This is a genomic window from Paenibacillus guangzhouensis (assembly GCF_009363075.1).
Lineage (GTDB): Bacteria > Bacillota > Bacilli > Paenibacillales > Paenibacillaceae > Paenibacillus_K > Paenibacillus_K guangzhouensis.
The window spans coordinates 2634533-2648124 of sequence record NZ_CP045293.1; the positions used below are offsets into that span (position 1 = coordinate 2634533).

15 protein-coding genes are annotated in these 13592 nt (G+C 45.5%); 1 reads left to right on the top strand and 14 read right to left on the bottom strand.

Annotation, left to right across the window (positions count from 1 at the left end):
• Positions 1-9 precede the first annotated feature (9 nt).
• From GCU39_RS11715 to GCU39_RS11765, 11 genes are all read right to left on the bottom strand, one after another.
• The gene (locus GCU39_RS11715) at positions 10-1062 is read right to left on the bottom strand and encodes a glycosyltransferase (RefSeq protein ID WP_265333514.1); all 1053 of its coding nucleotides are present in this window, start codon (positions 1060-1062) and stop codon (positions 10-12) included.
• 84 nt (positions 1063-1146) lie between these two features.
• Positions 1147-1836, bottom strand: coding sequence for a sugar transferase (locus tag GCU39_RS11720; RefSeq protein WP_152393673.1), 690 nt, complete (start codon positions 1834-1836; stop codon positions 1147-1149).
• Between the two features lie 2 nt (positions 1837-1838).
• On the bottom strand, positions 1839-2741 hold the full coding sequence (galU, locus tag GCU39_RS11725; RefSeq protein ID WP_152393674.1) for a UTP--glucose-1-phosphate uridylyltransferase GalU: 903 nt from the start codon (positions 2739-2741) through the stop codon (positions 1839-1841).
• A gap of 278 nt (positions 2742-3019) precedes the next feature.
• Positions 3020-3715: a CpsD/CapB family tyrosine-protein kinase gene (locus tag GCU39_RS11730; protein WP_152393675.1), complete on the bottom strand. Its 696-nt coding sequence runs from the start codon at positions 3713-3715 to the stop codon at positions 3020-3022.
• Positions 3696-4451 carry a YveK family protein gene (locus tag GCU39_RS11735; protein ID WP_152393676.1) on the bottom strand — a complete coding sequence of 252 codons (756 nt, stop codon included), beginning with the start codon at positions 4449-4451 and terminating at the stop codon, positions 3696-3698. Before GCU39_RS11735 ends, GCU39_RS11730 begins: the two co-directional genes overlap by 20 nt.
• A gap of 236 nt (positions 4452-4687) precedes the next feature.
• Entirely contained in the window at positions 4688-4990 is a 303-nt protein-coding gene (locus GCU39_RS11740) for a hypothetical protein (RefSeq protein ID WP_193726889.1), read from the bottom strand.
• Positions 4991-5797: 807 nt separating this feature from the next.
• Positions 5798-6577, bottom strand: a complete 780-nt coding sequence (locus GCU39_RS11745) for a tyrosine-protein phosphatase (protein WP_152393678.1) — start codon at positions 6575-6577, stop codon at positions 5798-5800.
• Positions 6578-6763: 186 nt separating this feature from the next.
• Positions 6764-7153: a DUF1634 domain-containing protein gene (locus GCU39_RS11750; protein WP_152393679.1), complete on the bottom strand. Its 390-nt coding sequence runs from the start codon at positions 7151-7153 to the stop codon at positions 6764-6766.
• The gene (locus GCU39_RS11755; protein WP_407671706.1) at positions 7150-7983 is read right to left on the bottom strand and encodes a sulfite exporter TauE/SafE family protein; all 834 of its coding nucleotides are present in this window, start codon (positions 7981-7983) and stop codon (positions 7150-7152) included. The genes GCU39_RS11750 and GCU39_RS11755 overlap by 4 nt, the downstream gene beginning before the upstream one ends.
• A gap of 260 nt (positions 7984-8243) precedes the next feature.
• Positions 8244-10535, bottom strand: a complete 2292-nt coding sequence (locus GCU39_RS11760) for a glycoside hydrolase family 3 C-terminal domain-containing protein (RefSeq protein ID WP_152393681.1) — start codon at positions 10533-10535, stop codon at positions 8244-8246.
• Positions 10536-10726: 191 nt separating this feature from the next.
• Complete coding sequence (locus GCU39_RS11765) at positions 10727-11212, bottom strand: glutathione peroxidase (RefSeq protein WP_152393682.1); 486 nt, start codon at positions 11210-11212, stop codon at positions 10727-10729.
• Positions 11213-11342: 130 nt separating this feature from the next.
• Between GCU39_RS11765 and GCU39_RS11770 the strand changes: the two genes are divergently transcribed.
• A complete protein-coding gene (locus GCU39_RS11770; protein WP_152393683.1) occupies positions 11343-11570 on the top strand; it encodes a DUF3951 domain-containing protein in 228 nt (75 codons plus the stop codon).
• 6 nt (positions 11571-11576) lie between these two features.
• On the opposite strand, the gene GCU39_RS11775 is transcribed toward GCU39_RS11770, so the two are convergent.
• The 3 genes from GCU39_RS11775 to GCU39_RS11785 form a co-directional block, all read right to left on the bottom strand.
• Positions 11577-12194, bottom strand: coding sequence for a TetR/AcrR family transcriptional regulator (locus tag GCU39_RS11775; RefSeq protein ID WP_152393684.1), 618 nt, complete (start codon positions 12192-12194; stop codon positions 11577-11579).
• A 120-nt stretch (positions 12195-12314) separates the two neighbouring features.
• Positions 12315-12839, bottom strand: a complete 525-nt coding sequence (locus GCU39_RS11780) for a hypothetical protein (RefSeq protein ID WP_152393685.1) — start codon at positions 12837-12839, stop codon at positions 12315-12317.
• Between the two features lie 62 nt (positions 12840-12901).
• Positions 12902-13552, bottom strand: a complete 651-nt coding sequence (locus GCU39_RS11785; protein ID WP_407671707.1) for an MOSC domain-containing protein — start codon at positions 13550-13552, stop codon at positions 12902-12904.
• Positions 13553-13592: the final 40 nt, after the last annotated feature.

A 13592-nucleotide genomic window follows, 5' to 3' on the forward strand; every position in this document is an offset into this window, starting at 1 on the left:
TCCGTAAATCTAGACATATTTTTTGACAGTTACGGAATATCGATCACCTTGTTTCTTCAAGGCATCCATGTACAGTCGCTCGATTTGTGTGTTCATCTGATTCGAATGGAATTTCTCATAAAATATTTCTTCACCGTTCTCGCCCATCCACTCGAGCTGTTGCTTCGATAGTCCCTGAATGATGTTGACCAACGCTTCCTTGTTGTCAAAATCGAAAATATATCCATTCACACCATGCTGGACAATCTCCGGCAGTGCGCCGCGATTACTTGCAATGACTGGCTTCTTATTTCGTAATGCCTCGATCGCAACGATCCCGAACCCTTCCCAACGCGATGGCACGATAACAGCGTCACAGGCTTTCATATACCGGTCAATTTCCGAATTGTCCACCCAGCCGATTTTCACTGCATTGCTTGGATAATCGTAATCACAGTCCTTCAATACCGTATCGCCAACGAGATAGAGATGAACATCCGTAAATCGATTTTCTTTAAATACCTCCAGCAGCAAATCAAAGCCCTTTTGCCGATCGAAGCGGCCGACGTAGAGTAGATTAATCTTATCTCGCTTCACATCAAAGGGTACTGCCGGTGAAGACGGCGCATCCGATACGCCATTATACACAACGACCGATTTCTTCGCAGACAATCCATACTGGAGCGCCATCTCGTATTCATGTTTTGAGATGTGGATGATGAAATCCGTCCGCAGCGACAAGACTCGCTCTACCGTGGCGAACACCTTTCTCTTCCAGGAAGAGGTGTCCATGAGAAATGCCCAACCATGCGAACAATAAATCACGACAGGACGTTTCTTCTTGAAAAAAAACAACGTTCGCAGGAAAAAGCCTGCGAACGTTCCATGGACATGTACAATGTCCGGATTGATTTCTTTGATCTTTCGATGAATTGATTGCATCGCCCGGAAAAAATAATGCGGACTCCGCTTATATGGATAGAGTTCCAATCGATCTGAATGAATCTGTAACGTTTTGCTGTTCGAGTTCTGTTCAGATGCGATCAGGTAAATATCATGTTTCTCCGATTGATACCTAAGCACTTCATTCAGATGGGTTTCAATACCCCCCTTTGTAAATTCAGATATATGAAGGACTCTTACCATGATCTCCCCTCCATCTCTTCATTAGAACGCATCCTTGGAGCCAAGCATCGTCTTCACCGTCTGCAAAATAATTCGAATATCGAACAGAATGCATTTTTTCTCAATATAGGTCAGGTCGAGTTCAACCATTTGTTTGAAGCTAAGATTGCTTCTGCCACTCACCTGCCAAAGCCCTGTACATCCAGGTGTAACGGACAACCGTTGCTTATCATATCGCGTATATTCTGCAACTTCTCTCTTCAGAGGCGGTCTTGGTCCTACCAGAGACATGTCCCCACGAAGTACATTGAATAATTGAGGAAGCTCATCAATACTCGTCTTCCGAATGAATTTACCGACCTTAGTCACACGCGGATCGTCTTTCATCTTGAACATCGCTCCGCTGATCTCGTTCTTATCCAATAGATCCTTCAACTTCTCTTCCGCATCTGTATACATGGAACGAAGTTTATACATCCGGAATAGTCGCTCGTTCTTTCCTACTCGCGTCTGATAGAATAAGATGGATCCGGATGGATCCTCCAATTTGATAAGAATAGCAACAAGAACAAGCAATGGACTTAGTAGGATTAACCCGACTGATGCGCCAATGATATCAATGGTCCGCTTTAGTACCGAATATAAATTCATCCCCTCTTCTCTCACTTGTGTATTCGAATAATAATCCACAATGCCTAAGACCGCTTCTTCCCGATATTGTGAATACCTCATTGTTATACTCTCCTCCCGGTCATTAATGCCTTGCTAAGTTCCCGCTCCATGATCTCTTCCAGCCCTGCCATCAGTTGTGGTCTAAGTTCATTATTCCGAAGCGCAAAGTCGATCGACGTCATAATAAATCCGATCTTCTCCCCCACATCATAACGAGTCCCTTGGAAATCAAAGGCGTACACACCTTGATCTACGTTTAATTTCTGGATCGCATCCGTAAGCTGAATCTCTCCGCCTGCACCACGTTCATGCCTTCCCAAATACTCAAAGATGTCAGGTGTCAGAACATAACGTCCCATAATGGCTAGATTGGAAGGTGCTTGCCCTTGCGGCGGCTTCTCCACGAACCGATTCACTTGGTATAAATTAGCCATTCTCTCCCCTGGATCTACGATGCCATAACGATGCGTCTGATCCGCCCCTACCGTCTGAACGCCAATGACTGAACGTCCCGTGCGCTCATATTGTTCAATCAGCTGCCTTGTGCATGGGACATCCGCTTCGACGATATCATCACCAAGCAGGACGGCAAACGGCTCATTTCCGATAAAATTACGTGCACACCACACGGCATGTCCAAGGCCTTTAGCCTCTTTTTGCCTAATATAATGAAGGTTTACATTGGACGACTTACGCACTTTCTCCAAAATATCTAGCTTTCCTTTTTCCTCTAACGTATGTTCTAACTCAAATGCGATATCAAAGTGGTCTTCAATGGCGCGTTTACCTTTACCTGTGACAACGATGATATCTTCGACGCCAGATTCAATCGCTTCCTCCACGATATACTGGATGGTTGGCTTATCGACGATGGGAAGCATCTCTTTGGGCATCGCTTTCGTTGCTGGTAAAAACCTGGTACCTAGTCCTGCTGCGGGGATAATGGCTTTTGTTACTTTTTTCATTTGGAATCACCCTATCCTATTTTTTTTATTCGCATTGTAACGCGATGCTAAAAATGCGAGCTATGCTCTCCAAACGCGGAAAGCATAGCTCGGACTTTCAGATTTCAAATCCGAGGTGTTGCTATACTAACTAGGGCATTGAACCCTACCTCACATCACACCCTTGACGACGAGCGTCTAAGGTCAGTTGACCCACAGTGTGACCGAGTGCCTCCGGTGATAGAGGTGCAGGAGACATTACCTTCTTCATTCCTTGTATCTTTCATGAAGGAACAAGACTATTGGTCGTTACTTTCGCCGTAATAGTAGGAGTAAGAATAGGAATCGGATTGATTGCGATTGATGTTATTCAGCACAGCACCAATGATCTTGGCATTTACATGTTCTAGCGATGCTTTTGCTTTCAATGCCACATCTTTCTTCACGATTCCCGAATGGACGACAAGAACGACTCCATCACTATAGGTAGCTACAATTTGAGCGTCTGTGACGGACAAAATCGGCGGCGTATCGATGACGATGACATCGAACATCTCTCTTGTTGTTGCTAGCAAACCCGCCATATGCGCAGAAGAGAGTAACTCTGATGGATTAGGCGGTGTAGGTCCAGCATGAATAATCGATAGATTCTTCGTATTCGTAGACTGAATCACATCTCCCAGCGGCTTCTGTTTGAACAACGCTGTCGTTAATCCAATTCGATTCGAAGTCCCAAAGATAAAATGTTGAGATGGTTTTCTAAGGTCTGCATCGATCAGGAGTACACGTTTGTTCGCTTGAGCAAAAGCAACCGCCATATTGGCGCTGGTCGTGCTCTTTCCTTCATTTGGCTTCGATGACGTTACCATGATAACTTGCAGCTTCTGGTCGAGCGTTGAGAATTCGATGTTGGTTCTCAGCATCCGATATCCTTCAGAGATTGGTGATTTCGGATTACTCTCCGTAATGAGCTTCTTAGGAATCAAGCGAGACATGTACATCCCTCCCAGCAGTTGGCGTAAGCGATTCTTTATGATGATCTTGATCAATATCTCTTGATGTAAACTTCGGAATGGAGGTCAATACAGGCACCCCTAACACGTTCTCAATATCTTCTTCCGTCTTGATCGTGTCATCCAAGTAATCGAGCAGGAAGGCGATCCCAACACCGAGCATGAGCGCCAGCATGAAGGCAACAGCAATATTCATCTTCGGATTCGGCGCAACCGGATTGTGCTTTTCTTTTGGATCGGCTTTATCTAAGACCGAAACATTGTCCACCTTCATGAGGGCTGGAACCGTCTTCTGGAACACAACGGCTACCGCATTGGCAATATTGGCGGCCTTTGCATAGGAGTCATCCCGGACCGAAATGGACATGACTTGCGTTTCATTCACAGAGCTTACACTTACTTTTCCGATTAGCTCACCATAGCTCAACCCCAGATCAGGATACTCTTTGAGAACAATCTTCATCATGCGTGGTGTTTTAATAATTTCTTTATAGGTTTTGATCAGCCCAATGGTTGAATTGATGGAACCAAGATCGATACTCGGCAGCAATGACCCACTGTCCTTATACTGATTCACGATTAATTTCGCGGAAGCTTCATATTGTGGTGTCATGAAATAATTAGAGTAGATGCCAATCGATAAGCAGCTGACTGCGATAATCAATGCGATTAATAGGAGCCTTCTTTTGATAATTAACCAATATTGTTTAAGTTCCAAATGGTTCCCTCCGTTACTCTAGTTAGGTGATCTCTCTATTCATGAAGTTTAAATAGTTTTCATATCGAATATAATTTGTTTAGTTATTATTCAAAACGCGACCTTTGGGGTGCGCCTTGCCATAGCGAATGCTTCTCTATGGTTATCTTCTTTTTGAATATAGTCTCTCTATTATTATTCGTTTCGCGTACTTTAAGGCATCGTTAATTATATGCGTACGAACTTATTGATCTACGCTAACCTTCATTTTGAGACGATATCTCATGATTCATGAAGTCCTCGACTTTTCCACCATTCATGATGTACTCCATCATCTCTTCCGATCCAGATGAAATTCCCATCTTTCTCAAGAGTAAGGATGACAATTGAGCCATATCTACCGTTCCATCATATTGCCGATATCCCGAGACGATAAGAAGTTCGGATAACGGTCTCATTTCTGTTTGTCCCTGTTGATTCAATAGAGTAGGATCTTTGGATAGTATCTTTAGAAATTGCTTCAGCCTTGCTCGCTTCGGCTCCCGATCCGGACCATTCATCGCTTTACTTCCTCCATTCATCAAGGTATGCGATCATGTACATTGAATAATGGAGTTCACTATTCTGTTCTAACATATTCGATCGTAGCAAACCTTAAATTATTACAATTTTGTAAACAACTTTAGTTAGGATGATGCCACTATTGAATGTCCTCTGTTTACTAGTATGCCATAGATGGACAAATTTCTTGAGGGGATAAAGACATGGTTAAGCGCTCCTAATTTATTCAGAAAACTAACATAATTTTCATATTTTCAGAACAAAATCATAGAATTTTGTCATAAAAATACGGTTATTCTGATCCATGATTTGATCCTTTTTGGGATGTAATGATTGGAACTGAATTACCACTTCTTTCCCTTATATGATAAGGGATCTTGGGTAACAATACGCGACGCTTATGATTAGAAATTTCCACTCCATTTGTGCAGAATTAGGGACTATTGGTCACCCTCCTAAAAAAACAGGACAAAAAGGAAGTTTCGACATATTTTTCACTCGAAAAAATAATCATGTAAACGCTTTACTTTCTTAAAAAAATAAAAAAACCAAGCTTTTCCACCAAATCGCGGAGCTGCTTGGGCTATAAATTTCATGAAAATCCTGTCATTTCTCTAATTCTTAGCCTCACTGACTTACCATTGGATCACGAATCAGGATAATTTTGTTAAATGAGGTGGAATCCGCAACTTCGGTAATACAAAACCTGCTGATTTGTTATTACTCTACTCCCAATGTATCCGTTTAAAGCAGTGCAGTTGTCCTATGTCTATCGATTATTCCTGTGTACCTAGCTTTAGCCCTTCCTATCGAAAAAAGGATCTTAGTCGTTGTATGACGCCTACTGAGCTGGGATTATCCTTAGGCATGCTGCCAAAAGGTAGGTCTTCAATAATACGTCTGGCATTGTCTTGGAAATAGTTCTCCCATGGCTGACCCATACGCTCACGAATCACTTCATACGTCTCGCCTAATCGAAATCCTCTACGTTCGACATGATGGGCATCTGACGAAACAATATGTATAAGGCCGCTTCGGCATAATGACCAAGCCGCTCGCTCAATTTGTCTTCCGAAATCACCAAGGAGTGAATGAGTTGTCACCTGTGCAAAAGCGCCTATTTCAATCAACTGTGCCAGTCGATCCGGGTCCTTTACGATTTCTGCATTCCGCTCCGGATGCGCGATAATCGGTTTTAGCTTCATGACATGGAGCTCATGGATGAACTCGACGATCTTCTTCGGGATGTTCGATGAGGGAAGCTCGATCAAGATATAACTTGAATCGGCCAGTGGCAGTAATTCCTTCCTCAGCCAAGCATCTATGAGATCATGATGCAGCCGAATCTCTTGTCCAGACTGGATCGTTAGAGGCACCCCCATCCCCTTCAACTGTTCATTCATATGTCGAACGTGGTCTATGACTTCTAATGCTGTGTTATGGTACCTCCCATTGGCATGATGCGGCGTTGCAATGATGGTCGTTATGCCTTCTGCCACAGCCGCTCTAGCCATATTTATGGCATCGCTCCAATTCGCTGCCCCATCATCGATTCCTGGGAGGATATGCGTATGTATATCTATCATCTTCGTTTCACTCCATAGAACGATTTATTCAGCTTGCCAGCTCAACAAGCTCCTGATCATTCTATCATAGGAAGTTGAGATCGTCAGCTTACAATAATCTTCACAGAAAATCGGCTAATGGACAGAAAAAGCTCTAGATCTTAGATCTAGAGCTTTTATACGAACTCACAATAGATATGAAAATATTTAACCCGCTTTACCGAGAAGAAGACTAATAATCAGGATAACAAAGACAAGACTTGTAATCCCGACATAAAGATAGTCCTTCGCTTTCACGAAGACCAGAATGGTAATGCCAACACGAAGAACAGGCGTCAATATCAATAAGAACAGCCCTAGGAGTATCACGGCAGCAGGTTTCAAGCCCCCTGCCCCTTCGATGATTCCCCTAAGCGTCGTTGGATACGTATCTGCTGGGTAACCACTCTCCCCTGCGACAAGATACAAAATAAGTCCAATAAGAATAACCAAGCCACTGACAAGTACGCCGATTCGCAGCACTTTACTTACCACGATTTCGGCAGAGATGAGCTTCTGCTCCTCATTTGTTTGATGTTTCGATTGTTCTTCACTCATATTTTGATCCCCAATCCTTGCAGTATCATCTGAATCGCCACATAAGCCATAACCGGAATGAAAATTTTACGTATAGTTTTGCTCTTCATTCGCTGCATAATTCTCGCGCCGACCGTAGCTCCGATTAAGACGCCCAGCGCGACAGGTGCAGCGTAGAACGGGTTGATCTCCCCGCGAAATAAGTACACGCCTGCACTCGCAGCGCCGGTGACACCCATCATGAAGTTGCTCGTTGCGCTGGATACCTTGAGCGGCAGCTTCATAAAGACATCCATCGCCATCACCTTGAAGCTTCCGCTTCCGATCCCGAGCAGTCCCGAGATGACGCCTGCACCATACATGACGCCAAAACCACCATATACGCGATCCACATTGTACGCTACGTTCTTCTGGAGCGCCTTATCATAATACTCCCCCTGGAGATTCAACCTGGCGGCTGCGGGATGCAGCGGTACATCCTGTGGCAGCTCCTGCTTCGTCTTCTTCACCATCGCATACGCCGAGTACATCAGCAGCACGCCAAAAATAATATAAAGGACGCTCGGTGCCAGTAGGCCCCCGATAAATGCACCCGTTATCGCACCGACCGTCGTCGCAACCTCCAAGAACATCCCTACGCGCAAATTGGTAATCCGATCTCTTATGTACGCAATGGCTGAGCCGCTTGAAGTCGCTATCACGGAAATGATGCTCGCACCAATGGCATGCTTAATATCAACTCCGAATAGCATCGTCAGTGCTGGTGTCACGACGATCCCGCCCCCAAGCCCAAGGACGGATCCGACAATACCCGCTAATATGGCAATGCCGAAAATTTCGATCACCATCATGGACAATTCGTTTCGCCTCCGTTTGCTATTTATTCTGCATGCTCCATTGTAGCCCGAACTTCCTGAATGAACAACCACATTCCACATGGAAGCGTAATTAGCGAACGCTGCGGACACCGAAGAACATCTCCAGTATATCCATCTGGGTGGCGGCCTATCAGCAATTCTATCTTGCATCCCCCCTCGAAGTTGCAAAAATAAAAAACCGGCGTACTTGCGATTTAAGCAAGCATCCGGTTTAAGATTGTGATCAGATCTATCTATGAAGCATGGACACGGGATGCATTTAATTGCATCAGCAGCCCCTCGAGCATCTCGTCTGTGAACGCGCCTTGCGCAAAGGCGAGCAAAGATCGGATGGGCATGTCATTCATCATCGCCAGCATCATTTCCGGCGCATCTTGTTCAAGCCCATCGCCAAGTCCCGATTGCTCCCGGAATTTCCGAAGCAATGGCTCTGCGATCTGCGCACCATAAGGATCTCGCAAGATATCACCAAATGTTGAATTCCGCGTAAAGATGCGCTGCACTTGTACCGTAGATTCGATGTGAATTCGCTGCTCAAGCTCGATCTGCCGCGATGATTTCCCGATCAAAATATCGAAATCTCCGGTCTCCACATGCCAATCCTTTAACTCCACGTTGTAATATGCAAATGCACGGCGATCAAGTGAGAAGCTCACGACCTTCTCTTCGCCCGGCTGAAGATCAACCTTCACGAACCCTTTCAATTCCTTCTCTGGACGAATCACCTTCGACTCCACGTCGCGTACATAGAGCTGGATAATCTCTTTGCCCGCCATGGTTCCAGTATTCTTCACATGGACTTGGACCGTCACTGTGTCTTGATCCGTTAGCGCCGTATGATTCACCGTCAGGTTCGTATATTCGAATGTTGTGTAACTTAGGCCATACCCGAACGGGAACAGCGGCGCAATTTGCTTCGTGTCATAGTAGCGGTAACCGACGAAGAGCCCTTCTTTGTATTCCACGGTATCGCCTTCTCCCGGGAAGTTCAAATAGGATGGATTATGTGCAAGCTTCATCGGGAACGTCTCCGCTAGCTTGCCTGATGGATTCACGCGTCCGAAAAGCAGGTTCGCAATCGCACTGCCGAGCGCTTGGCCGCCTAAGTGACCTTCAAGGACAGCTTTGACAGATTGGATCCAAGGCATTTCAATCGCAGATCCATTCATTAGCACCACGACAATATTCGGCTGTACCTCAGCAATCGCTTCAATCAGCTGCTGTTGGTTGGCTGGGATTCGAAGATGCTTGCGATCATATCCCTCTGACTCATATCGATCCGGTAATCCTGCGAGTACGACCGCGACATCGGCCGCCGCCGCTTCGTTCATCGCTTGCTGAACTGCCGCATCATCGATATCATCATGTTCTAAGCTATAACCGGGCGCATAAGTGATCTGCACATCCCCCATACCCGCAACTTTGCACATTTCTTCATAGACGTTGTCGAGCTTCGTTGGATTAATATGGGAGCTGCCACCGCCTTGATAGCGTGGATTTTGTGCGAAAGCCCCAATCAAAGCGATTTTACGTTCCGTTGGAAGCGGGAGAATTCCCCCTTCATTCTTCAATAGCACCATACTTTCTTGTGCAACCTCCATCGCTAAGCGGTGATGTGCTTCTAAATCCACCGTTGCATTCGGCTTCGCGTTGTCCACAGCTCTGAATATAACATCTAACAATCTCCCCACTGCGTCATTGAGGACCTCTTCCGCAAGTTCTCCATTCTGAACGGCTTGCACGATCTTACGGTCCGAATAACCGTTCGTCGACGGCATTTCCAGTTCAAGCCCCGCGGCCAAGCCTTTTACGCGATCGACGACAGCGCCCCAGTCCGAGACGACGAAACCATCGTGGCCCCATTCCTTCTTCAGAATATCCGTCAGTAGGTATTCGTTCTGTGACGCGAACTCACCGTTCACTTGGTTGTATGCGCACATCACGGTCCAAGGTTTGCCTTTCTTGACAGGTGTCTCGAAGCAGGTTAAATATATTTCGCGCATCGTACGCTCATCGACCACCGCATTGACCGACATCCGGCGATGCTCTTGATTATTGACGGCAAAATGCTTCAGGGACGTTCCTACGCCTTGACTTTGTACCCCAAGGATATGCTGCGTTGCCATTTCCGATGTGAGATATGGATCTTCTGAGAAATATTCGAAATTCCGTCCACAGAGCGGCGAGCGCTTCAAGTTTACACCAGGGCCTAACAATACCCCAACATTCTCCGCCTGACATTCCTCACCAAGTGCGACTCCGACTTGGTAGATCAAGTCACGATCCCAGGAACAGGCCATACCCGCTGCCGAAGGGAAGCAAGTTGCAGGAACACTATTCAGGAGACCCAGATGATCACTATTCCCATCCTGTTTGCGAAGACCATGCGGTCCATCCGTGACCATAATCGATGGGATTCCTAGACGCTCAACAGCTTTTGTATGCCAGAAATTTAACCCTGAGCATAACCCCGCCTTCTCTTCCAATGTCATTTGTTCGATGAGTGTAGAAATGTCTCTACGCATACCAATCATCCTCTCATACTTATTTGAGTAGAACGCTTACAACTTTTCGTTATACTGTATATGTTAAAGGATCTTCGGTTTTATTTATGGTATTTATTCAATGTCTTTAGGATGATTTATAGCGTAAAAAAGCGAGTTATCCATGGTGCATGAATAACCCGCTTCCTTTTATACAGTATATGAATTCAACTCTATTGTGATAACAATGCCTGAATATCTTCTTCGATATGTTTCGGTTCTACCGTTGGCGCATATCGGCGAACAACTTGCCCTTTTCGGTCAACGAGAAATTTCGTAAAGTTCCATTTGATCTCGTTAATAAGGACACCTTTCGCTTCCTTTTTCAGGAATTTGTATAACGGATGCGTGGAACCGCCATTCACATGAATTTTGGCGAACATGGGAAATGTAACACCATAATTCAATTGACAGAACGATTCGATTTCCTCATTGGTCCCTGGCTCTTGCGACATGAATTGATTGGTCGGAAAGCCTAACACTTCGAACCCTTGGTCGTGATAAGTCCGGTATAATGACTCCAGCCCTTCATACTGCGGTGTGAATCCACACTTGCTCGCCGTATTCACAATAAGCAGAACCTTCCCGCTGTAGTCAGACAATGATTGTTCTTCTCCTGTAATCCGTGCTGCAGAATAATCATAGATCGAGGTCACCATGATCCCTCCATTCTTGTACTGTTCGTTCCTTCACTATAGCGAAGCAGCCGATTTGCTGTCAACTTCACTGAAACGAACCACCGCTTCAACCGTATGTAAGTCATACCGATCGTCAAAGGAGAACCGTCAAATGGACAATGTTACCCCATTCATTATATTGTCGCTCATCCTCCCGATTTTTGTATTACTAGGCATCATATCGGTGAAGATGATTCGACGTAAGGAACTACCGAGCAATCAGTACACCCCGTTCGATTATATTATGGGGCAATCGGCGGTTGAATTCCATGTCGAGAAGGAAGAACATGAAGAACAGGATGATCAAGGTGATGATAAGAACAAGAACACACGCCGTTGATGCGTCTTAGGCTCCATCTACTTTTCGATTATAACCGTGCATGATCTGTAAGAACGCACTCTTCACTTCCAGCAGCACCGTTGCGTCGTGATGTACCTCTGCTAACACGAGAGCACCTTCCAGCGAAGAGACTAGCAGCACCGTCGTTGATTCAATCGGAAGATGGGCCGACCAGGTTCCCTCTTCCACCCCTTGTTCAATCAGAGATCGGAATACCTGTGATTTCTGTTCAAAAAACTCATGAATTTGTGTTCGAATTAATCGTGCATCCATCGATACTTGATTCCATAGCGATATGAACGGGTTCCCCCCAACACAATTCCGTTCGTTGATTTCGCGATACAACTTCTCGAACAAGATATCAATCTTATTCGCAACCCCTAGCTGCAGCGCATTCAGTTCATCGATCAGCCGTTCATATCTTGAAATGCGCCAAGCAATAACCTCTAACGTCAATTCCTCCTTGCTCTTAAAATGATAATAAATATTAGACTTGGACACACCGCTGATCGCGACGACCTCATCCATACTCGAATCATGATACCCTTTGTGCAAGAACAATTCGGCCGCAGCTTCCACTGCTTTCTGACGGTTGGATCGTTTGGAAACATTTAATGTCATCATACTAGTACTATAGATAGCTACACTAGGACTGTCAACGGATAAAATTGCATCATAAATGGGTAATATTGTCTAATTCTCATGCAGTAAAAAAGCCGCCCTCAGCTAGAAGGCGGCTTTATATCAAGGTTTTTGGGCGCTTTTCATTACATAGGTGAGAATGAGATCGACTGTACCTGTGCTCTCATCCTTTGCGATGATCGCCGAAAATTCGGTATTGTCTTTCTTCCCGCCAAGTGTGGCTGACGTATCAACTACGAAGCTGCTAATGTCTTGGAATCCACCACTGTTCAAATAATCCGTAATCTCTTGAACCACTGCTTCAATCTTCGCATCACCACTGCTGGTGACCATAACGGATATATCGCCATTCTGTTCCGTTCTCGCAGAGCCTTTCAATTGAAACCCTGCTGGGATCGGAGCATCTTGCGGAAAATCCTTCGGCAGCTCTGTCATGGAATATTCTGATTTGATCTCCGTTCCGTCACTCGTCTTCCCGGTAATGGACACATTCCCGCCGTTCTGATCGCCTGTCACGGTCACCGTGCCCTGATCTGTCTTAATCGTTGTTGAATCTGAACGTCCGCATGCAGAGAGGACCATCATGCTGCTTAGCACGATCACTCCCCACATCCTTTCTTTCTTCATGGAACAACTCACCCTTTCATGATGTCAATAGAACATCATATGTGAGGAGCTCTTCCAACATACTAAGATTTTACATTCAATCGTTTGCCTAATGTCGTGCGCCAGCTTGCAGACAAGGCGGGGATCGCAAGAATTCGCTCAATCCCTTCACGGTTGTTCTTGTCGTGATGCATGATCTGATTTGCTGCTTCCAGCGTAACTCCACCCGGATCTTGCTGTATCCGTTCAAGTGTGGACTGAGGCGATACCCAGCCCTCCTGTAGCACCCGGAAATAGAATCCAGTAAACCCTGTATTTTGAACCTGTACAGCGAGGTCTGCAATACCGTGCTTTGCCGCTAGCTTATGACAGGGTTGGCGTGGCTGACTGACTTGCACTACAGCCTCATCTAACTGGAAGATATCACCGATGCAAATGTCCGTCTCGCGCATCCCCTGCACGGTCAAGTTCTCCCCGAACGCGCCATAAGCAAGTTTGACGGCTAAGATGGATTCCCAATACGGATAATGATCATACGAATAGACGCAGACGGCCTTATCTTCACCGCCATGATGCACCAAGTCGGCTTGTTCATCTCCCTTAAAATTCACTTTGGATAAATAGATCCGCTCCTGTACGGGCGCCTTATTGATTGCTGAGATGACCTCTCGTTTCTGGCCCGGCATCTGAGCTGGTCTGCCTACATTGAGCGACAGCAGTTCGTATACCATCATCACCACGCCTTTCTATCCTTATATGTTACACATCATCTGA

What these genes read in the sequence shown, in the direction of transcription:
- GCU39_RS11720 (WP_152393673.1), bottom strand. Translation starts at nt 1,836, where the DNA reads ATGAGGTATTCACAATATCGGGAAGAAGCGGTCTTAGGCATTGTGGAT.
- galU (WP_152393674.1), bottom strand. Translation starts at nt 2,741, where the DNA reads ATGAAAAAAGTAACAAAAGCCATTATCCCCGCAGCAGGACTAGGTACC.
- GCU39_RS11730 (WP_152393675.1), bottom strand. Translation starts at nt 3,715, where the DNA reads ATGTCTCGCTTGATTCCTAAGAAGCTCATTACGGAGAGTAATCCGAAA.
- GCU39_RS11740 (WP_193726889.1), bottom strand. Translation starts at nt 4,990, where the DNA reads ATGAATGGTCCGGATCGGGAGCCGAAGCGAGCAAGGCTGAAGCAATTT.
- GCU39_RS11745 (WP_152393678.1), bottom strand. Translation starts at nt 6,577, where the DNA reads ATGATAGATATACATACGCATATCCTCCCAGGAATCGATGATGGGGCA.
- GCU39_RS11750 (WP_152393679.1), bottom strand. Translation starts at nt 7,153, where the DNA reads ATGAGTGAAGAACAATCGAAACATCAAACAAATGAGGAGCAGAAGCTC.
- GCU39_RS11755 (WP_407671706.1), bottom strand. Translation starts at nt 7,983, where the DNA reads ATGATGGTGATCGAAATTTTCGGCATTGCCATATTAGCGGGTATTGTC.
- GCU39_RS11760 (WP_152393681.1), bottom strand. Translation starts at nt 10,535, where the DNA reads ATGCGTAGAGACATTTCTACACTCATCGAACAAATGACATTGGAAGAG.
- GCU39_RS11765 (WP_152393682.1), bottom strand. Translation starts at nt 11,212, where the DNA reads ATGGTGACCTCGATCTATGATTATTCTGCAGCACGGATTACAGGAGAA.
- GCU39_RS11770 (WP_152393683.1), top strand. Translation starts at nt 11,343, where the DNA reads ATGGACAATGTTACCCCATTCATTATATTGTCGCTCATCCTCCCGATT.
- GCU39_RS11775 (WP_152393684.1), bottom strand. Translation starts at nt 12,194, where the DNA reads ATGATGACATTAAATGTTTCCAAACGATCCAACCGTCAGAAAGCAGTG.
- GCU39_RS11780 (WP_152393685.1), bottom strand. Translation starts at nt 12,839, where the DNA reads ATGAAGAAAGAAAGGATGTGGGGAGTGATCGTGCTAAGCAGCATGATG.
- GCU39_RS11785 (WP_407671707.1), bottom strand. Translation starts at nt 13,552, where the DNA reads ATGATGGTATACGAACTGCTGTCGCTCAATGTAGGCAGACCAGCTCAG.